23 protein-coding genes and 1 pseudogene are annotated in these 20,289 nt (G+C 47.3%); 8 read left to right on the forward strand and 16 right to left on the reverse strand.

What is annotated here, in order from left to right:
* Window positions 1-171: 171 nt before the first annotated feature.
* Together HALO_RS07915 and mmuM are read left to right on the forward strand one after the other, a co-directional pair.
* On the forward strand, window positions 172-1,614 hold the full coding sequence (locus tag HALO_RS07915) for an amino acid permease (protein WP_035584374.1): 1,443 nt from the start codon (window positions 172-174) through the stop codon (window positions 1,612-1,614).
* Window positions 1,611-2,579, forward strand: coding sequence for a homocysteine S-methyltransferase (gene mmuM, locus HALO_RS07920; protein WP_092490821.1), 969 nt, complete (start codon window positions 1,611-1,613; stop codon window positions 2,577-2,579). Before HALO_RS07915 ends, mmuM begins: the two co-directional genes overlap by 4 nt.
* 24 nt (window positions 2,580-2,603) lie before the next feature.
* On the opposite strand, the gene HALO_RS23085 is transcribed toward mmuM, so the two are convergent.
* Window positions 2,604-2,765, reverse strand: a complete 162-nt coding sequence (locus HALO_RS23085) for a hypothetical protein (protein ID WP_157693163.1) — start codon at window positions 2,763-2,765, stop codon at window positions 2,604-2,606.
* 166 nt (window positions 2,766-2,931) lie between these two features.
* On the opposite strand from HALO_RS23085, the gene HALO_RS07925 reads away from it, so the two are divergent.
* The 5 genes from HALO_RS07925 to HALO_RS23720 all read left to right on the forward strand — a co-directional run bounded on the left by HALO_RS07925 (window position 2,932) and on the right by HALO_RS23720 (window position 6,794).
* Window positions 2,932-3,282 (forward strand): DUF427 domain-containing protein, encoded by a 351-nt coding sequence (locus HALO_RS07925; RefSeq protein WP_035584371.1) that lies wholly within the window; start codon window positions 2,932-2,934, stop codon window positions 3,280-3,282.
* Window positions 3,283-3,661: 379 nt separating this feature from the next.
* Window positions 3,662-3,955: a DUF4145 domain-containing protein gene (locus HALO_RS07930; RefSeq protein ID WP_081899165.1), complete on the forward strand. Its 294-nt coding sequence runs from the start codon at window positions 3,662-3,664 to the stop codon at window positions 3,953-3,955.
* A 111-nt stretch (window positions 3,956-4,066) separates the two neighbouring features.
* Window positions 4,067-4,612 carry a hypothetical protein gene (locus tag HALO_RS07935; RefSeq protein WP_035584368.1) on the forward strand — a complete coding sequence of 182 codons (546 nt, stop codon included), beginning with the start codon at window positions 4,067-4,069 and terminating at the stop codon, window positions 4,610-4,612.
* 110 nt (window positions 4,613-4,722) lie between these two features.
* On the forward strand, window positions 4,723-5,997 hold the full coding sequence (locus HALO_RS07940) for an ATP-dependent nuclease (protein WP_197671986.1): 1,275 nt from the start codon (window positions 4,723-4,725) through the stop codon (window positions 5,995-5,997).
* A gap of 614 nt (window positions 5,998-6,611) precedes the next feature.
* A complete protein-coding gene (locus HALO_RS23720) occupies window positions 6,612-6,794 on the forward strand; it encodes a hypothetical protein (RefSeq protein WP_442906067.1) in 183 nt (60 codons plus the stop codon).
* On the opposite strand, the pseudogene HALO_RS07950 reads toward HALO_RS23720, so the two are convergent.
* The 14 genes and pseudogenes from HALO_RS07950 to HALO_RS08015 form a co-directional block, all read right to left on the reverse strand.
* Window positions 6,730-7,206: pseudogene (locus tag HALO_RS07950) on the reverse strand (IS66 family transposase); the annotation flags it as partial. The gene HALO_RS23720 and the pseudogene HALO_RS07950 overlap by 65 nt on opposite strands.
* Before the next feature lie 115 nt (window positions 7,207-7,321).
* A complete protein-coding gene (locus HALO_RS23500; protein WP_268746299.1) occupies window positions 7,322-7,555 on the reverse strand; it encodes a Y-family DNA polymerase in 234 nt (77 codons plus the stop codon).
* On the reverse strand, window positions 7,555-8,046 hold the full coding sequence (locus HALO_RS07960) for a LexA family protein (protein WP_081899163.1): 492 nt from the start codon (window positions 8,044-8,046) through the stop codon (window positions 7,555-7,557). The genes HALO_RS23500 and HALO_RS07960 overlap by 1 nt, the downstream gene beginning before the upstream one ends.
* Window positions 8,047-8,189: 143 nt before the next feature.
* Window positions 8,190-8,954, reverse strand: coding sequence for an SDR family NAD(P)-dependent oxidoreductase (locus HALO_RS07965; protein WP_035584362.1), 765 nt, complete (start codon window positions 8,952-8,954; stop codon window positions 8,190-8,192).
* A gap of 39 nt (window positions 8,955-8,993) precedes the next feature.
* Entirely contained in the window at window positions 8,994-9,839 is an 846-nt protein-coding gene (locus HALO_RS07970) for an EamA family transporter (RefSeq protein ID WP_035584359.1), read from the reverse strand.
* A gap of 54 nt (window positions 9,840-9,893) precedes the next feature.
* The gene (tpiA, locus tag HALO_RS07975) at window positions 9,894-10,652 is read right to left on the reverse strand and encodes a triose-phosphate isomerase (protein ID WP_035584355.1); all 759 of its coding nucleotides are present in this window, start codon (window positions 10,650-10,652) and stop codon (window positions 9,894-9,896) included.
* A 61-nt stretch (window positions 10,653-10,713) separates the two neighbouring features.
* Window positions 10,714-11,643 (reverse strand): NAD(P)-dependent oxidoreductase, encoded by a 930-nt coding sequence (locus HALO_RS07980; RefSeq protein WP_050713288.1) that lies wholly within the window; start codon window positions 11,641-11,643, stop codon window positions 10,714-10,716.
* 22 nt (window positions 11,644-11,665) lie between these two features.
* Window positions 11,666-12,673, reverse strand: a complete 1,008-nt coding sequence (locus tag HALO_RS07985; protein ID WP_081899162.1) for a type II glyceraldehyde-3-phosphate dehydrogenase — start codon at window positions 12,671-12,673, stop codon at window positions 11,666-11,668.
* A complete protein-coding gene (locus tag HALO_RS07990) occupies window positions 12,670-13,452 on the reverse strand; it encodes a hypothetical protein (protein ID WP_152561162.1) in 783 nt (260 codons plus the stop codon). Before HALO_RS07990 ends, HALO_RS07985 begins: the two co-directional genes overlap by 4 nt.
* Before the next feature lie 3 nt (window positions 13,453-13,455).
* Window positions 13,456-14,541 (reverse strand): isocitrate/isopropylmalate dehydrogenase family protein, encoded by a 1,086-nt coding sequence (locus HALO_RS07995; protein ID WP_035584344.1) that lies wholly within the window; start codon window positions 14,539-14,541, stop codon window positions 13,456-13,458.
* A gap of 51 nt (window positions 14,542-14,592) precedes the next feature.
* The gene (locus HALO_RS08000; protein ID WP_050713289.1) at window positions 14,593-15,528 is read right to left on the reverse strand and encodes an isocitrate lyase/phosphoenolpyruvate mutase family protein; all 936 of its coding nucleotides are present in this window, start codon (window positions 15,526-15,528) and stop codon (window positions 14,593-14,595) included.
* An 11-nt stretch (window positions 15,529-15,539) separates the two neighbouring features.
* A complete protein-coding gene (locus tag HALO_RS08005; protein ID WP_050713290.1) occupies window positions 15,540-16,055 on the reverse strand; it encodes a LeuD/DmdB family oxidoreductase small subunit in 516 nt (171 codons plus the stop codon).
* A complete protein-coding gene (locus HALO_RS08010) occupies window positions 16,052-17,284 on the reverse strand; it encodes a 3-isopropylmalate dehydratase large subunit (RefSeq protein WP_035584342.1) in 1,233 nt (410 codons plus the stop codon). The genes HALO_RS08005 and HALO_RS08010 overlap by 4 nt, the downstream gene beginning before the upstream one ends.
* Window positions 17,281-18,423: a homocitrate synthase/isopropylmalate synthase family protein gene (locus tag HALO_RS08015; RefSeq protein WP_035584339.1), complete on the reverse strand. Its 1,143-nt coding sequence runs from the start codon at window positions 18,421-18,423 to the stop codon at window positions 17,281-17,283. Before HALO_RS08015 ends, HALO_RS08010 begins: the two co-directional genes overlap by 4 nt.
* Window positions 18,424-18,680: 257 nt before the next feature.
* On the opposite strand from HALO_RS08015, the gene HALO_RS23725 reads away from it, so the two are divergent.
* The gene (locus HALO_RS23725) at window positions 18,681-19,310 is read left to right on the forward strand and encodes an acyl-homoserine-lactone synthase (RefSeq protein WP_035584336.1); all 630 of its coding nucleotides are present in this window, start codon (window positions 18,681-18,683) and stop codon (window positions 19,308-19,310) included.
* A gap of 10 nt (window positions 19,311-19,320) precedes the next feature.
* On the opposite strand, the gene HALO_RS08025 is transcribed toward HALO_RS23725, so the two are convergent.
* Window positions 19,321-20,028 (reverse strand): LuxR family transcriptional regulator, encoded by a 708-nt coding sequence (locus tag HALO_RS08025; protein WP_035584334.1) that lies wholly within the window; start codon window positions 20,026-20,028, stop codon window positions 19,321-19,323.
* Between the last annotated feature and the right edge of the window lie 261 nt (window positions 20,029-20,289).

A 20,289-nucleotide genomic window follows, 5' to 3' on the forward strand; every position in this document is an offset into this window, starting at 1 on the left:
ATTGATACTCCCCGCGCTTATCACTCATTTCAGGCTTTATATTCAAAATAAGAATATTAAACAATCCTTTTATGCTTTTTAGTAAATTAAGGATGCACTAAAATGGTGCCCTTTCTGAGCCAGGCCGCTGGGCGCCTGGAGCCGTGTTAGGTCAAAGATAGGGATGTCACCATGAGTGAGCCAGCAAGTGATCAAGAGGGGGCGCACTTCAAGCGCAGTATGCAGACGCGCCATTTGGTGATGCTCTCGTTGGGGGGCGTGATTGGCACCGGGCTGTTTTTGAGTTCCGGTTATACCGTTCAGCAGGCCGGGCCTATTGGGGCAGTGTTGGCCTATCTGGTAGGTGGCATTGTTGCTTGGCTGGTGATGATGTGCCTGGGCGAGTTGGCGGTGCATATGCCGGATTCAGGTGCCTTCAGCGCGCATGCCAGCCGCTATATCGGCCCGGGAACCGGCTATATGGTGGCTTGGATGTACTGGCTCACCTGGACAGTGGCGCTAGGTTCCGAATTCACCGCGGCGGCGGTCTTTATGGGGCGCTGGTTTCCCGACATCCCCGGCTGGTACTGGAGCGGCATGTTTGCGGCGATTGTGTTTGGTGTGAATGCGTTTACCTCGCGCTTCTTTGCCGAGTCTGAGTTCTGGCTTTCATTGATCAAAGTGATTGCGGTGGTGGTGTTTGTGCTGGTGGGCGCCGTGGCGATTATTGGCTGGGTACCGCTGCATGATGCCGCTGGCGCTGAGGTCGCCTCACCGGGGCTATCGGCACTGTGGGGAGAGGGCGCCATGCCGCCCAACCTGATGGCCATTGGTACCGCCTTACTGGCAGTGATGTTTGCCTTTTCCGGCACCGAGCTGATTGGCATTGCCGCCGGGGAAACGGTGGATCCGGCCCGCAATGTGCCCAAGGCGATCCGCGCGACTCTGTGGCGGTTGATCCTGTTTTTCGTCGGCACCATCGTCGTGATTGCGGCGCTGTTACCGCAGGATCAAGCCGGGCTCAGTCAAAGCCCCTTTGTGGCTGTGTTCCAGCGCCTTGGCGTGCCGGGTGCAGCCGATATCATGAATTTTGTCATCATCACCGCGCTGCTGTCGGCGGCCAATTCCGGTCTTTATGCCTCGTCGCGCATGCTATGGACGCTCGCTGACCAAGGCACCTTGCCCAAGTCGCTTGGCCGCCTCAACAAGCGTGGCATTCCGATGAATGCCCTATTACTCAGCATGGTCGGCGGCCTGGGTGCTCTGTTCTCCAGCGTTTATGCCCCTGAAACCGTCTACTTGGTGCTGGTCTCGATTTCCGGTTTGGCTGTGGTGGTGGTCTGGATGGCGATTGCGCTTAGCCAGTTTAACTTCCGGCGCCACTACCTGCGTGAAGGCGGGCAACTGAAGGATCTGGTTTATCGCACGCCGTTCTACCCCTGGGTGCCGATTATTGCGTTTGCAGCCTGTCTGGCCGCGTGCATTGGCATTGCCTTCGACCCGCAACAACGCGTGGCGCTCTATTTCGGTGTGCCTTTCATTGGCCTGTGCTACCTGGTGCACTATGTGCGCCACCGTGGGGCCTCCCAACGTTCTGAATATTCGCCCAACGCCGTTGAGGAAAACACCGTATGAATGAGTTGAATCCGATCAAAGCCCTGTTGGCCAACGTACCCTTTATGGTCATCGACGGCGCCATGGCCACCGAGCTGGAAGCGCTAGGCTGTGACCTCAATGATGCCCTCTGGTCGGCGCGCTTGTTGGCGCAAGCCCCAGAGAAGATTCGTCAGGTGCATCAGGCTTACTTTGAAGCCGGTGCCGATTGTGCGATTACCGCCAGCTATCAGGCCACGGTGCCGGGTTTTATGCAGGCGGGGATGACGGCAGAAGAGGCTCGGGCGTTGATTCAGTTATCGGTCACGCTGGCGCAGCAAGCGCGGGATGCGGTCTGGCAGTCCGGCCAAACCGACCGCCCCAAACCGCTGGTGGCTGCATCCGTTGGCCCTTATGGCGCGTATCTGGCGGACGGCAGTGAATACCGAGGCGGCTATGATCTGGATCGCGCCGGGCTGGTTGAGTTTCACCGTGAGCGCTTTGAACTCTTGCTGGCGGCGGGGGCGGATCTACTGGCCGCTGAAACCTTGCCTTCATTGGAGGAAGCGCTGGCGATCACCGATTTGCTGGCTGAGCACCCAGGTGTGCAGGCCTGGATTACCTTCTCGGCGAAGGATGGCAAACACATCAGCGATGGCACGCCGATCGCAGAATGTGCGAGGGCCCTGGCCAACTGCCCAGGCGTAGCGGCGATTGGTGTGAACTGCACGGCGTTGGCCCATATCGAATCGCTGATTGAGGAAATCCGCCGTCAGTGCGATCTGCCGGTGCTGGTTTACCCCAACTCAGGGGAAGTGTATGACGCGGTGACCAAAACCTGGCACCCGGCACAATGCGATCATACCGCTGCGGATATTTCCGGGCTGGCGCAAGGAGTTGAGCAATGGCTGGCAGCAGGTGCGTCAGGCATTGGCGGATGCTGCCGGACGACACCGGAGGATATTCAAACGCTGGCCCAGTGGCGGAGGTTGCGCCAGCTTGCTTAGGCCTTAATGCTGAGTCTCTGCCCGTCACGTCTCCATCTCTGCGACGGGCAGCTTTTCGATGTCCGCGATCACCTGATCATCCATTTCGGTGCGAGCGATCAGCTTACGGGCCGCGTTGCGTTGGCTTTCCAAAGCACGCTGCTCGCCTTCCTTAAGCTCTTCCAAACGTCCTTTCTCAAAGCCCAAGCATTTATTACTTCAGCCAAAGGCAGTGGTAGGGTGGTAGCACTGGCATCAACATGACCCAGGTCATGTCCGTATCCTAAAGTTTAATGAGGCAAACGTAGGATTCAACGGAGCCAACTGCTAGGCTGATTTTATTAGAGCGAAAATCGCCGCAGGGAACAACCGAATGCCACAGGCACCTCGCATTACGCTTCATCCCGTTAGCCAGCGCATGCAGGTGCATGTGGATGGCAAGCTGCTTGTGGAAGTTATAAAGAGTACCCAAACCCTCGAACTCCGCGAAACCGGCTACCCGCCGCGCCACTATTTCCCGCGAAAAGACGTGCGCATGGATTTGCTTAACACCTCAGAAACGACGACCCACTGCCCGTTTAAAGGACACACGGTGTATTTTTCGCTGGGTGAGCGTCGGGATATTGCTTGGAGCTACGAGCAGCCGATTGAAGGGATGGAAACGATAGCGGGTAGGGTGGCGTTTGGTGGCGACAGCGTCAAAGTGCAGGTGTTGAATGAATAAGAAAAGCTTAGTTATCAGTATAGTATTATTGAAATGAAAAATACAGCAGGCGCGCGAATTTTGCAGGTTGCATTTGCTGGATAAACGCGCCGAGAATTTTTTCAATTATAAGATGGGAATCAAATACGCTGTTATATCAGAATAGGGCTTTGAAACTATACCATGGAATAGTGTAAATAATATTAGCTCAAAGCAATACACATGTGGGCATTGCGGAAACATTATCGCCACTCACATTGGCTTCTTCTCTGACAGCAATCAAAGAATCTATATCTGTCCTCATTGTGATCAACCAACTCATATAGATGGCCAAGGTCATCAGCATCCAGATGTTGCACCCGGAAACGACGTTAACCGCTTACCCGAAGATCTGGACGCTTTGTACAAAGAGGCTCGTAACTGCGTTGCGGCGTCGGCCTATACCGGCTCGGTACTACTTTGTCGGAAGCTGTTGATGAACATTGGTGTAAAACAAGGTGCGGAAGAAGGTAAGCCATTCATTCACTACGTGAACTATCTCGCAGAGCAAGGCTTTATACCACCTAACGGTCGAGGTTGGGTAGACCATATTCGGAAAAAAGGAAACGAAGCAACTCACGAGATTGCATTGATGAGCAAGGAGGATTGTGAGGACTTAATCGCTTTTTCTGAGATGTTGATGAAGTTTATTTAGGAATTTCCGAATAAGGTGCCTAGCCAAAATTAAGGATATAATCACTGCAGGCAAGGGATGCTCCTGATGTCGCGCCCCTGCTACAAGCGTTAATGTCAGGGAGGAAAGGKAATGGAAGTAAAACAAACATACGAAACTGAAGTCTCTTTTTCAGAGGGCTTGGGAATTAGGGCTATCACCATTCCAGCGAGAAATTTCAACATAGAGAATTTCACTACTCTGGATCAAGTTGGTGAAAGGCTGGGGATTCGCTTATTAGAAGAAGTAGAGCTTGATTGGATTCAGCGGGCAATAGCGACTTTACTTCTAGCAGAAAATCAAGAAGATTTAGAGGGCTGGAAATCGGATAGGTCCTACCTGCTTGGCAAGTTCACACATGGGCCTGAGGTCTATAAATTTGCTGAGTATGTCTCGATGGCCGCGGTGTTCCCCTTCGAGAATTCGCCTTTGACCGCAGAATCTATAGGGAGCCTTTTAACGAAAGCTGGCGGATGTGGTGCTGGAACATATATAGGATTTGCGGTTGCAGGTACAACTCCACTACTTTTTATAGCGGTGCCTACAGGAATGATAATTTGTGGCGCTGCGGCTGGAATTGCCCAAGGACTAGAAGAGGGTTTGAGGGAGCGAATTTCAAAATTTATCCGCGACAAGTAGACATTAACAAAGCAGTCAACTAGACCGCTTTTCCGCGCCGCCTTTGGCTCTGCTTTAAAGCGGCCCGTTACCAGCGGCGTTAAGCATCCAAAAAATTAAGGATCAACGAAATGAAGATTAGCAATTTTTCGGTTAATAATTATCGAGGTATAACGGGCGGCTTAGAAAAGAACCGCATTGATTTTAATAGTATATACACACTTTTTATTTTTGGTCAAAACAATACAGGAAAGTCAACGTTTCTCAGAGCATATGAGTTCTTCTATCAAGGCATTGATCCAAAGCAACTGGATTTCTATCGCCAGGCTAATGGGACTACTCTACAAGTAGAAATAGAGGTTGAGCTCGATGAATGGGACATGAAGAGGATTGAAGAGGCTGCACCTAAATCAAAAGATAGTTATAAAAAATATCTTATTGATGGTAGTCGTATAAGGCTACGAAATGAATGGGTTCTAGATGGGAAGAAAATATCCAAAAAGGCTTTGAGTTGGAGTCCAGAAGATAACGATTTCGTTGACAAAGGCTATGCGTCAGTAGGGCTACATTCAGTCTTTCAATCATGCTTGCCGAAGCCAATCTTTATAAAAGCAATGCCTAGCGAGGAAGAAGCAAAAAATATCATAAATGAAATTCTGAAATCTGTTGCAGAGTCCCGACTAAAAGATGCCGAATTAGCAGAGTTGCAGGCGGCACAATTAAAAATCAAAGAATTGCAGGAAAAAATGTACAACAAAGATGTCATAGCCAGCTATGAAGAATCTGTTAACGAGTATATGATAGCACTTTTCCCTAAAATTCGTGTGGGGATTGAGGATAAAAAGGATCGTGTAGCATGGACAGAAAACAAGCTAGGTCGTGAGTACGATATCCATTTTCAAAATGTAAATAGTTCCGGAGAAATTGATACAGACTTGCCAAGTCATGCTGCTCATATTGGTCATGGAACAATTCGGACGACGATCTTTGCTTTACTTCTCATGAGAGATGTTGCCGAAGAGTTTGAACGGATAGAAGGAAGAAAAGACTATTTGGTTTTATTTGAAGAGCCTGAGCTATTCCTTTATCCAAAGGTAATACGTGAACTACGAGAGCTTATATATAAAGTTAGCTCTGGTAATACGCCATACCAAGTTCTTTGCGCTTCGCATTCACCGTCGATGATCGATATTTCTAAGCTCAAGTCTTCCATTGTCAGGCTGGTTAAGAAAGAAGATTCTAAACAGCTTCATCAAGTATCAGACCAATTCTTAAAAGCTGCTGCTGGCTCAAAATCAGATGATGATTTTAAACAAGAGATGTATGAAGTCCTAAGGTTCAATCCGCATATTTGTGAATCTTTCTATTCTGACGAGGTTATATTAGTTGAAGGGCCAACAGAATAAATAATACTTAGGGATTGATTCCAAGAGCACGTTCAGTCAAGATTTTATTTTATTCTTAACTGCGGCACAGTGAATAATATCCCGTTCTATCAGAAAGTCTTGTCTCAATTTTTTATTCCTTACAGCGTAATTTGCGACACTGATAAGGCAAGCATTATAGGTTATGACAATACGGGTAATCCTAGATTCGACTCGGGGATTCAAAAATCAATCTCAGACCAATTTGGTTTAGATTTAGCTAGTGGAATTTCGAGGGTACTACGCTGTCACGAAACTACTTTCGAGCCAGCACATAGAGATAATAGCATTCCGACTCACCTAAGAATGCCAGATGGGACAAGTCAAGGAAAACCAGGTGATGCCAATAAATATTGGAAGGATGTCCTTCTTCCGAATTTGAATGACCCGAATATCGATTCGGTTCCGATTATATCCGCCATGAATGCGATCACGGTATGATAGAAATTTGTAATAAGTTGCTGCTGTCGGTCAAATTGAAGTGACCCCCTCCAGAGCTGCACAGGCTATAGTGCAGCTATCAGGAGGATGAGATGAACAACGAACCCTCAGTCAAACGCTGGACCGCCAAGCGCAAAGCCGCTGTGGTCATGGATATCTTCAAGGGCAAGACCACCGTCGCTGAGGTGGCTCGACAGCATGACCTCACCGTCTCGGAAGKCGAGGGCTGGATCGAAGTAAGCGCTCCAATAACTACATCTAGCCAGTCATTGTTCAGAGGGGTAACGTCTCTTTCCACTGCCAAGGCAGCAGCGTGTTCAGTTCGTCATCGTTGTTGAGGGTGGGCAGTGTTTCGAAGACGTACTGCAGGTACTCGTAGGGCGAGAGGCCATTGGCCTTGGCGGTTTCGATCAGGCTGTAGATCGCCGCGCTGGCCTGAGCACCGCTCGGGGTGTGGCTGAACAGCCAGTTCTTGCGTCCCACCACGAACGGGCGGATAGCGTTCTCTGCTGGGTTATTGTCCAGCGGGATCAGGCCATCGTCCAGGAACCGGGTCAGGCGGGGCCACTGATGATCCAGGTAGTGAAGGGCTTTCCCCAGTGCGCTTTTGGGCAGCACCTGGGCCAGTGACTTGTCGAGCCAGGTGCGCAGTTGATCGATTAATGGGCGGCTCTTCTGGTCACGCAGCGTTTGACGCGCCTCAGGCGCCAGGGCCTTGGCCTGCTTTTCCACGCCATACAGTTTGCGTATGCGCTTGCAGCTCATCGGTAGACAGTCCTGACAAGTCAATGAATTGCTCGTCAATTGAGTACACCGATATTGGGCCGGTATGGGCCTGCATGGTGGACACAACCCGTCGCGACATCTAGCCAAACAGGGCATAGGCCGAGCTAAGCAGCACTGTCTGTCGACGGACATCAGGGGAGAGCTGGAAGGCGGGCAAGCCATTAGGCACGCCAAGGGCTTTCAATTCATTTGACCTAGCGACGAGGCATCCCTCGTTCGAGGATAGGACACCGACAGGGCGCCCGCGCAGCTCGGGCATGAAAACGCGAAAACAGCTGACGTAAAAGTTATTGCAATCACAGTGGCCAATCATCACACACCTCTACGACGATGCGTATGGACGTTGTGAGTGACGACACCCCATGTCTCGCAATCGGTTCCAATGAGAGCGATCGGATGGTAGGCCGGGTTACCTGGCAATAGCGCTGGCTGACCATGCCATTTGCCAAGCTGCTTGCAAGTAAGCTCGCCATCCAGACACACCACGATAATGTCTCCGTCCACTGGCTCCAGCGAGCGATCGACAATGAGCAAGTCCCCATCGTAGATGCCGCATCCCTCCATGCTGTCCCCCTTCGCACGGCAGAAATAGCTGGCGCTTGGGCGAGGTATCAGGTGCTCGGTAAGGTCGAGGATGCGATCGACCTCAGCCTCGGCATGGATCGGAAAGCCAGCCCTGACCTCGCCGGCCATCAGGGGGAGGGGATACCGCGAGCTTTCGGAGGACAAGCCCAGGATGGCAATGTGTCCGGCCAGTTGGCCGCTTCCGTTAGCGGTTCCTTCAAATCGTGGTGTGCAAACCATGAGGCAACTCCTTGTACTGTACAGTCATACTGTATCGAAGGAAATCCAGCCCCACTGCAAGCCAATGAACCTTCCCGAGAACCGAATGAGTATTCACCTTACGCAAAATGTGGCCTCACGCGGAAGAGAAATAGTGATTTTATCTAGCCGCTAATGGAAAACCCGCCATCAACGGGTAAGGCAACGCCTGTAACGAAATCAGAAGCAGAGCTGGCCAAGAAAACTGCGACACCGGCAAAATCACTGGGTAGGCCCCATCGCTTAGCAGGGGTTCGATCGATAACACGCTGATGTAAATCTTTCACCTGGGAGCGTGTCTCTCTTGTCATCTCCGTATCTACCCATCCTGGCAAAATAGCATTTACTTGAATATTCTTATCAGCCCAAGCTGCGGCAAAAGATCGACCCATCTGTACAATACCTCCCTTGCTAGCGCCATAAGGCACGCTTAAAGGCATTCCAAAAATAGATAACATCGAGCCTATATTAATAATTTTACCACCACCTACTTCAACCATATAAGGGTATACGTGATGAGAGCAATAAAACGCACCAGAGAGATTGACATCAATTACGCTACGCCATTCATCAACAGAATATTCCTCAGGGGGTTTGCGGATAGCAATACCAGCATTATTCACGAGTATATCAATACGACCAAACTCTTCTGCCACAACAGCAAGCATCGCTTTACATGAAAGCTCATCTGCTACGTCAACCTCAATCCCCAACACCCGCCCCCCTAGTCGAGAGAGTCTTTCAACAGCTGATTTATTCTTATCTTTCTGACGTCCCGCTATCACAACCGTAGCTCCGTATGAATGCAGCGCAGAAGCAATACCGAACCCTAGGCCTCCATTCCCACCAGTAATAACAGCAACACGACCTTCCAAGCTGAAAATATTCATAGATTACTCCTGTATCAGGGCGAAGCAATGGAAGATTTATCATGGCCTATAACGAGTTAGCCCTATCCCACCAGCTATCATCGCAGCAGAAACAAAGCGCCAAACACCAAAGCCCTCTTTAAGAATGAAAGTAGAAATAAGAGCAGCGAAAAGCACGCTGGTTTCTCTCAAAGCTGAAACCATACCAAGCGGTGCATATGCCATAGCCCAGATAACTATCCAATACGCTCCAACCTGCATGCCACCACCAATGCTTACCGAAACGATATTATTGCGAATCACCTCTAAGATTAATTTGTGCTTCCATGTCATAGCAATAATAAAAGTTAGCAAGCCGTTACCTATAGTCAATAAAACAGCAAATCCGAACGCTGAACCAGCTTGACGTGCACCAATTCCATCAACGAGGGTATAGGACGCAATAAAAAAACCAGTGCCTAAGGCGGTAAAAATTGCTCGCGGGTTCTGGGTAATCCCGGTTTTAGCATCGAGTGCTAGAGCCATGACGCCAACGGAAAGGAGTAAAATGCCAATTAAAATTGGAAAGCTTAATGCTTCGGAAGCAAACAAAGCTGCGCCTAATGTAACGAGTAATGGCGCCGAACCACGAGCAATGGGATACACTTGCCCATAATCCCCAAATTTGTAAGCCAAAGGAAGGGAAAAATGATAGGCAGTATGTATTAAGATTGCCACACATAAAAGTGGCCAGCTTTCAGGGGAGGGGATAGTAACGAAAGGTAAGGCAACAAGGGAAAACAAACTGCCCATAAAGGTTATTAACGCCATAACTGCAATTTTGTCTCCACCTACCTTTACAAGGGCATTCCAGCCAGCATTTAGCATGGCAGCAAACAACACTACAAAGGTTATCTCGATTTCCATTTAATATCCTCATGAAAATACATGCTCGTTAGCTTGGTTTAAGTATAGCAGGTGCTAGCCAGGCACTTTGTTGTGTAATGCTATAAAATCTTTAGCTTGCATCGCTGCACGTCCTACAAGCGCCCCATCAACGTTAGCGATCGATAAGATCTCTTCAGCGTTGTCTGGGTTGACAGAGCCACCGTAAAGAAGTCGAACAGAGTTAGCTGGCGAGCCCAGCAACCCAACAAGTTCGTTTCGTATAAAAGAGTGTGTCGAGGCTATATCCTCACGCGTAGGGGTCAACCCTGTACCAATCGCCCAGATTGGCTCATAGGCTATTACGAAGCTTTCGGAACCTGCAGCTTCAGGAAGGGAGCCTTTTAGCTGCTTCGATAAAACATCGAGAGTCTTTCCGGCTCTGCTATCTTCTAATGTTTCGCCGATGCAGATCACAGGCACCAGACCTGCTCGCCATGCGGCCTCAACCTTACTATTAACAATGATGTCCGTTTCGCCATGATCAATGCGGCGTTCTGAGTGGCCAACAATCACGTAGGTAGCCCCGGCATCCTTTAGCATTTCAGCGGAAATATCACCGGTGTGAGGACCAAATACCTTTATGGCACAATCTTGGGCGCCGATACGGACAGGCGAATTGGTTAGACATTCGCTTGCTTGATAAATAAGTGTTGCTGGCACAAAAATAATGGCCTCGGCCTCCGATGGATGTTTTTTTAAGCCTTGCCCAATAGCAGACAGCTCAGACAGCGAACTCATGAGCCCGTGCATTTTCCAATTACCAGCGATCAATGGAGTGATATTAGGAGTCATGTTTTCTTTTCCTTATTTGATCTTTCGAAGAAAAATAACAAAAGCAACAAGTAAGCTTATATCAAGCTCCCCCAGATCGAGTGACAAAGGACCTAACCTTAGAAACTATTCGATCCGCGATTGCATGTTGCGATTGACGTGTCTGCGCGCCTACATGAGGGGTAAGTACAACGTTAGGAAGAGATAGCAAAGGGKCATGCATTAGCGAATACTCATTATAATGTACATCAAGGCCCGCAGAAGCCAATGTTCCATTTTTCAAAGCCTGGAGCAAATCATCATGTGCAACAATTGAGGCGCGAGCGGTATTAATCAGAATGGCTCCTGGCTTCAACATTGATATCTCCTTTCTTCCAATAAGATCTACGGTGCCTGGGGTCAGGGGCAAATGAATAGAAACAACACTACACACCTTAAACAAGTCATTAAGAGACCTGCATGGCTTAATATTATAGCTTGAGAGCTGTTCGGCCTTGAGCCCAGCTTCTATAGACCTGTCCCATGCGTAAACGTCTGCGCCAAGAGCACGGACCATCTTTCCAAAGGCCTTTCCTATACATCCGAACCCTACTATGCCGACCTGGCGAGACGCTATTGTATCGGTAACTAGTTGAGATTTTATATCCCAGTTTCCTTGGCGAACTGCAGTATTAAACGTAGGAATCTGGCGCAAGCTAGAGAACAGCAGTGCCAAGGCTAAATCGGCGACGCTCTCTTCAGAGCCACCAGTGGCGACAACATCAATTTTACGAGCTGCCGCAGCTTGTAAGTCGATCGTATCTAAGCCAGAGCCGGCTTTTATAATTAACTTCAAACTAGGCGCCTGATTTAAGAAACTAGAATCAACCACGAGCTTTCCCCGGGTGACAAGAATAACCGCATCAATTAGCTTACCAGTGCCGATAGCATCATCGAGGCTGAATGTTTCTAAATATTTCGCCAAACGCTCATGAAGATCATGATGGAATTGACCACTAAGTGCGATCAGCATAACACCCTCACAATTGTCATATTTATAAAATAGCCTGATCGCTTCTTCCCATTGCTTTGTTAACGTCAAGTTCCAGGCGAGTCATTGCAAAAAGTGCATCAAGTGTTTCTGGAATAACAATAGATTCCATGTGAACGCCAGCCGAAAGGACAACATTTTCTCCAAAGGTTTGAACACTTTCTTGCCATATGATTAAATCAGGACAATCATTTCTTTTATGGCCACGTCCGACATCACGCAGATCAGTTAAACCACCTCGACCCTCTATCACCTTTATTCGAGGGGAACTCCTCAGAACATCTAGTATTTCATATCTACTGTGGATGCCCTTGAGGTTGGCGAACATGCTTATAAGGTGTCCACAGTTTACGGGAGCATACGTAGCTTGCGTATGTACTTCTAAGTCAGGCCAAAACAATTTAGCGTCACTGCTATGATGAGATACGCCCATAGAAGGCAATATGTTGTTAACATAACCTTTAAGGCTTTTATCTGGATCAGCTGCGGACCTAGTAAGAACAGCTCTAACTGATTGAACAGTGAAAGAAGATGAAAGTGAATGAATAATACGGACCAGGCCAGTCGTATTACAACTGAGTATTCGCACTGACGGCGCAGATATAGCTTCATTGTAACCATGGCCATAACAATAATTGCAAGCAGCCAAAGCAGATGACTCACCACCTTGGTAGATCATCCTTAGGTTATAATTATTATAGACATTTGAATAGACAGCACCAGTGCCTCTCGGAGTACAGTCTAATACATAATCGCTAGAGGATAGAAGATCTGCAGCATCCCCAGCCACTACGCCTTCTAGGCTGGTGTTATCATTAGAATCTGTGCAATAAACTGGAATCCCTGCTTGTATTATCGGAATCAAAGCTGGAGTTAAACGCCTAACCCCTACACCAGTCAGCTCAAATTCAGGTATACCTTTGACTGTCTCAGCCAGGCGTTTGCCGATGGTCCCCATACCAAGCAAAGCAATTCTTGGCTTAGATATAGAAAGCGAATTATGCCTATTCATGGTTGACCTCGCAAAGGGGTTTTCAGGGACTCATGAAGGATCTCATATCTAGTCTCTCTTTGTAGATCAGGCTGGTAATATGTGCCGATTTGATAGGCTAAGACAAAAGCGACAACAGCATCTGTAACTGCCAACCAAACATTAAATTCCTTATCCGTAGCGCAGATATTATCGGCCTTGCCTAACAAAACTATGTCGGGAAAGTATGCATCACTCCAGCCACAGTCCCTTGCAAACTCTGAAAGAGTGGCAGTATCAGCTATCTTCAACATGGCAGGCGGATTTACCATCTTGCTTGGAACAACACTTCTTCGAGCAAAGCTATCTACTTCAGGTTTTCGGTTACGGGAACCGATTATATTGACCAACCAGCAGCGCGTATGGCTTATTGAAACACAAGATAAGGCCCAAGCATCTCGCAGCCAGTCTGATTGAGGCGTGATGTTAGAAAATATTACGCTATCAATAGCGCCTATTTTAACAGGTGATAGATAGCTTCCGACTGGGGCAAGAACCACAGCATGCCCAGATGCGCCCGGGTATGCATTTTCAATAGCCAGTAGAGCAGCTTCCCAAGTGGTTGGCAATTGCACATTTAAGCATGGCAGCTCGCTCTTTAATTCGACAATATTCCTCTCCACATCGTGAACTACCTTAACTTCAAACCCATCCACCTCCAAAGCTGCACTGTTATTAGCTTCAGATAATATGATCGCCGGCCAACCAGCCTTGCAACTATATTCGACTCCCTTAACACTAATCGCCATAGCTACGTTCATTTGTCAACTCGCTGAGTTATAGGCATGATTTTCTGAAGCATAATTTGCGATCACAGCTTCCGCGAAGCCACTCGTACTCAGGGTTCCTCCCATTTCATGCGTTCGTGTATTCTTGTTCCGAAGAGTGCAATCTATAGCCTGCTCAATCTGCTCTGCAGCGTATACGAGATCAGTGCGGTGATGCTTCCTCCCTAACCATTCGAGCAGCATTGCCGCTGAAAGGATCAAACCTGACGGATTAGCTATATTATTTCCAGCAATATCTGGCGCCGAGCCATGGGAAGCCTGAGCCATGGCTAGTTTATGTGAGCAATTTAGAGAAGGTGCGCTCCCGAGGCCCCCACTTAATTCAGCCGCCTCATTGGAAAGTATATCTCCGAACATGTTAGTAGTTAGTATTACGTCAAACTGCTCAGGATTTCGCACCAGTAGCGCTGCGGCAGCATCTACTAGCACCTCGGACGAAGCTACGTCTGGGTAAGATTGAGACACTTCCCTTACAGTCCTGAGAAACAGGCCATCTGATAATTTTAGTACATTTGCCTTATGTACAATCGTTACGTGCTTCCTTCTTAGCTGAGCTAATCTATAAGCGGCGGTGGCAATGTCACGGGTAGCATCTGCAGTTATTTTACGCAAAGCAAACGCTGAATTAGCATCTGGCATAAATTCGCCATTTCCGCTATGCATAGAGCGGCTTGCATAAAATCCTTCAGTATTTTCACGCACTATTACTAAATCAATGTTATTATATGTTTTATTCGTATTGCGAAGCTTGCTCGGCCGATAGTTAGCAAAAAGATGGAGGCGATTTCGAAATTCCGCCGAAGGGTTCAAGCCACCTTCATCACGGCTTGGATATTCGTAGGTAGAGAGTGGCGCCAGTATAATTCCTTCGACCTCGCGAGCCCTCTTCATGACATCGTTTGGTAGAGTCGTACCCGTTTTTTCATACGCTTTGAGTCCTACCTCTCTTATATCAAAGGTGAGACCCAGACAATCGAAATTAGAAACGTGGTTTAAAACTGATAAGGTTGCCTTCGTAATTTCTGGGCCTATCCCATCACCCGGAAGAACCAATATATCCATTTTAGCCTCCAGCGCTGCAGATACGATATTGTCATTTGTATGAAATGACGATTAGGCGTCTGTAGATTGTTTTTCCCTTGCTAGAGCTGCATCGTAACCAACCAGACTGAAAATATCACCGACCGAGCTGCAGATACCATCTGCTTCAAAAGAACGATCATTTTCTAGGATTCTTTTGCAAACTTTCTTCATTGCAAAATGCGATGCTCTTAGCATATGGTTAGCGTGTATTACAATATTGGCACCATGCTCAAATAGGTCCTGGGCTCTTATTTTGTTGTAGGTAGTAGGCACACATATAATTGGTTCTTTGTGGCCCGCGCTTCTAAATCTGGTAATGAACTCTATAATATCATCGCCATCCTTTGATTTAGAATGAATCATTACTCCATGCGCACCATTACGCAGGTATATTTCGGCTCTCTCCAGTGCATCGTCTACGGTACGTCCAGCTATTAAGCTTTCAAGCCGTGCAAAAATCATAAAGGTGTCGGATAGCAATGCAGAGCGCGCACGTCTAATTTTTGCGCCAAAAGCATTTGGCTCTTCAAGGACGTGCCGCGAATCTAATGACAGGCTATTCCGCTTAGGGTGTTGTTTGTCTTCAATTACTACTGCGCTGACCCCTAATGATTCTAACCTAGTGCACAAATACTCAAAACTTGTTGTTTCTCCACCCGTATCACCGTCCACAATAATCGGCTTCATAGACGCTTGGCAAACTTCGTCTATTAACTCGAGTCTTCTCTCCAGCACGTACATTTCCATATCAGGCAACCCTCTGGATGCAGACCCAGTTAAACTTGAAATCCAGAGAGCGTCAAAATTTGGCGAGGATCCTTCAATTGCGTAGTTTGTCGCTTCACTACACACAAGCGCTGAAAGCCCGTTATGCACTTCTATACATCTCACATGGCCTTTTTCATCTAATTGTTTTTTGAGTTTACCCCGACGGCTATCTGGCAAGGTCCTATATTGTAGACACATGTTGCACACCTTTAATTAGATAAAATTATTGTCGGCTTAGTTGCCAGTCGCTTTTCGAGCATCGCAAGAAGCCCGCCCTGTTCTACCATTTCCAGCATTTTCTCTGGAGGTGGCTGAAAATTTATGGTTTCACTATTACCGGCGATTTCACCCTTTATCAAGTCGAGGTTTACAGTTTCCTTTTCAGCAAAGGATGGGCTAGGAATCTCGAGCGCAATCAGCCCAAGATTCCATGCGTTGCGAAAGAAGATCCTTCCAAAGCTTGGCGCTATCACAGCTATCACACCGGCAGCTAGAAGTGAACTCACTGCCTGTTCCCTTGAGCTACCTATACCAAACGTATCACTGCAGCAGATAACGTCTCGCTCCTGAAGAGTCACAGCAAACCCCGGTATCGCGTTTTCAAATACATGTTTAGCAAGTTCTTTTGCATCGGTATACATGTGTTTGTATCTACCCGGGATAATGTCATCTGTTGATATGGTCTGCTCAATTCTACGCACCCGTAAATTTAATATTTCTTTCATGAGACTAGTTCCGTACTATTTGGTATTTCCCCTTTTATAGCGGTATGCGCAGCTACCAAAGGAGATGCCAAGAAGATTTCTGCTTCGGGATTTCCCATCCTGCCTAGAAAATTTCGATTCATAGTAGATAAAACTCTATCACCGGAAGCAGGTATGCTTCCTTGTGTTCCCAGGCAGGCACTGCAACCAGGAGGCGAAATAATCGCTCCGGCTCGCATTAACGTAGCGATATAGCCTTTTTCCAGAGCCTCAAGATATACTTTTTGTGATCCCGGAGTGACTAGGCAGTGTACTTTTTGGCGCACCTTACCCTGTGCGAGTACGGAAGCAGCTTCTGCTATGTCCTCCAAACGCCCGTTTGTACAAGTTCCAATAAATACGTAGTTAATCTTTAATCCAGCGCACTCATCTAGGGGAACACTGTTTCCAGGTGAATTTGGCTTTGAAATCATCGGTGGTAAACCCTCGATATTGAACCTATGTAATCGAGGATCCCCATCTTCTGGCTTATGTAGGGAAACCATACCATTCGGTCGATCCTTGCCTTGAGGCAGAAACGAACATTTGGCGCCCATCTCAACCCCTAGGTTGGCCACACTTGCGCATGAATCCAGGCTTAAATCCTCCGCCCATGGTCCCACCCACTCGATGGATTTGTACATGAAAGGGTACTGGCCAAGTTCCGCTAGTACATGCATGACCACATCCCGTGCTCGTGCGCTTGCTGCGGGTCTACCTTTAATATCTAGCCAGACTGTTCCTGGGACCTTTAACCAAGTTTCCCCTGTAACCATGGCAGCCGCACAATCTGATGCTCCCATACCAAGTGCAAGGCACTGCGTTGCTCCGCCTGTACATGTATGCGAATCGGAACCTATAACAATTGTTCCAGGCTCATACCATCCTTGCTCAAGAGCCACCACATGGCTTATTCCCTCTCCAGCCCTAAAGACCTGTACTCCGAGCGATTCTGCAAATTCCTCTGCTTCACGGAGTCGGGCAGCAATGTGTTTGTCTGGAGACAACACCGAATGATCAAAAAACACCCCTACGTGTTCTTGATCAAACACATCCGAAAACCCGTGTTTTTTGAACAATTTGCTTATGGTTGGGGAGTTTCCGTCTTGGAGATAGACGCGATCCACACGAGCGGTGACTAGCTCACCTTCATGTATGCTGTCTCGGTCCGCATGCTTGGCAATGACCTCCTCGACGAATGGTGAGTTCATTTTGTTGCCTCCGCCTTCTGGTCCAGTTCCCGATATAAGCTCAGAAGCTGTGCTGGCTCAATTTGCGAACCCTGTCGAGTTGACTCAGTGCGTACTCTAGCAAGGCAGGCAGACAGCACTTCTTCTCTAATGGTGATACTATTCTGCTCAAGCACACTGCGTAACGTTGCACGGCCTGAATGCTTACCGATCACATAGCGTCTCTTATTTCCTACCTCTTCGGGTGTGAACGGCTCAAAGGTGGAAGTATCCTTCAACATTCCGTTAACATGTATACCCGATTCATGCGCAAATACATTATCTCCTACAACAGGTTGCCAAGCTGGGATAGGCTGTTTGCTGGCTACTGCTACTTGTTCGGACAGCTCCTTGAGCTTCGTGGTGTCCATTCCTAAGTCACGCCCATATAGATGTTTCAGTGCTAGGACCATTTGAGCCATGTCGGGCATCCCGGCTCGCTCACCCATTGCATTAACGCAAACATGAAAGTAACGTGCGCCAGCACGAAGGCCGGAAATCGTGTTAGCAACTGCAAGCCCGAAATCATTATGGCAATGGCATTGAGTATCTATAGAAGAGACTTGTCCTACTGCATCAACGCGCCTGGCATACTCTTCTGGCCCTAAAATTCCGATGGTATCTGATAACCGCAGACGGTCTGCTCCTGCTTCAGTTATTGCTATTGCATACTCCTGCAAGAAGGGTATTTCCGTTCGGCCTACGTCTTCTGCGCTAATCGATACAAAAACGCCTCTATCCTTGGCATATTTAATAAGGTCTGAGACCTTCTCAATGAGCCATACTCTATCTTTACCAATACTCCCTTTTAAGTGGTTAGTAGAAGTTGGCAGGCCTATGTGAACAGCCTTGAAACCCAAGTCTATCGAGAATGCTATGTCTTCCTTGATACCCCTGTTCCATCCAATCAGTGTTACTTCATCCCTCCGTTCGAGCATTTCTTTCAGGGTTTCTACCTCCTCACCACCCATTGCAGGTATGCCAGGCTCGATCCACTTTACTCCAGCCTCGATAAGTTTATTGAATAACTGAAGTTTTACCTCTTTTGAAAATGCTACCCCTGGTGCCTGCTCACCATCTCGGAGGCTAGTGTCTTCTAATATAATATCGTGACGCATCATGGCATAATTCCTCTGTACCTTAAGTTGTCATTTTTTCGTCATGCAGTTCTGAGTTTTAGCACAGCCACATCGGTACGCCACTGTCCTTTCAGACAGTGGCGTATCTAAAATGGCTTACCTAGGCTCGTGCTTGGCAATAGTCAAAATATGGAAAAACTTACTTTTTTGTTTTAAACAACACCACGCCGGCACCTACTCACTTCTATAAAGAATGATAGGTTATCGGTTTACTTAAGACCTAATATGAGGTATTACCTGTGCTTGCCAGACAACAATTAGAGTCGTTTTCTGTCCATACGAGCCACTACAACGATCTTGATGAGTCGACTCTCAAGCAACTTTATAAATTAAGGAAGCACGTCTTTATCGATCGCTTGAAATGGAATATTGTAAGTTATAATGGTGGGAATTCAGAGAAAGACGAATATGACAACTCAGACTCATACTATATTTATACTATGAGCGATGGCATTTTAAGTGGTTGTGTTAGGCTTCGCTCGTCCTCTAAGGCCACGCTTTTTACTGGTGCCTTAAGCTATGTTCGGCCAAGCTATTTAGAACCCTCCATATCGGCTGTAACTTGGGAGGCTAGCAGGTTTTGCCTTAAAAAGTATTCAGCGAGTAATTCATCCCCTCATAGAAACAGGTTTGGGATCGATCTCCGCACAATTTCAATATTCAAAAGTATGGTTGAGTTTGGCATTAATAATGAAATCTCTCAATATGAAGCAGCTATAGTTCCTGCAATGAGTAGGGTTTTGAGGCAATCTGGTTGGGAACACCGAATGCTTAACAAGGATGTAGCAGCCTTCGGCGAGCCTATACTCTATGTCTTATTACCCTGTACCGAAGCCATACATAGTAAGTTGTCCTATGAAATGTATTAACCTATGCAACTTATATTTCGTTATTTTTAATAGCTGCAGTTAGTGCCTGTCTTACATTGCATGCATTTAGCTTTGTGGCTGAGACGTTAATATGATATTTAACCGTTCTCTCTGTTATCCCTAATATCATGCCAACTTCGGCATATGTCTTTCCCATTGAAGCCCAGTACAAGCACTCACTCTCCCTTTCTGTGAGTATTTTATTTTTCGTTGGCATCATATAATTTGGTCTATACATATGCGAGAGATGGGCTAAATATATGAAAGTTTCCAACTCTCGTTCGACCAGCGTTTTTACTTTATCATGGTCACTTGGCGCTGCAAAGTTAACCAATCCAAAGGAGACCCCTGGTTCATGTATCGGTATTGAATAGCCTTGTTCTATTCCATAAGCACTTGATTCTTTAAAGATAGCGTCCTGATACAGATGATGCTCCGTCCAGCAAAAAGGTATCGAGCTTCGCGATGCGGTTTTTATTACAGGGTCCTTTTGATATAAATTGCTTTGGCGATATTTCTCGACCCATTCGTGAGGATAGTTACCTTCGATAACAGCCTTGCTGTGCTGGGTTTCATGTCGATATATGCAAACATAGCTAAAATAAGGGATGCTGAGCTTTGCGAAGGCCCATGAAAGCACCTCCGAATACCAGCTACAATCATCTCTTGAAAGAGTGTTTTTAACCTCCTGCAGGATGGCTTCTTTATCCTTAATCATTTTAATCCCTTATTGTTTGATTGTTTTAGGGTTTGTCTAAAATAACTCTAGTTGCGTTCAACTTTGCAAATAATCTCTGACTACAAAAATCTAGCGCGATTTGAGCCTTTCATCTGTAAGTTAACTACGTCTCGCCCTGCTCAACTATTTAACAATGTCCCTGTCGTTCGGTAATTCAGGCTATTTCCCAAGCCACCCTAGAACATTTACTGGCGATCACCTAGCCACATCGGAGGTACATGTTATGCATATCTAAAGGAA

It is taken from the genome of Halomonas sp. R57-5, assembly GCF_900070345.1.
Taxonomy (GTDB): domain Bacteria; phylum Pseudomonadota; class Gammaproteobacteria; order Pseudomonadales; family Halomonadaceae; genus Vreelandella; species Vreelandella ventosae_B.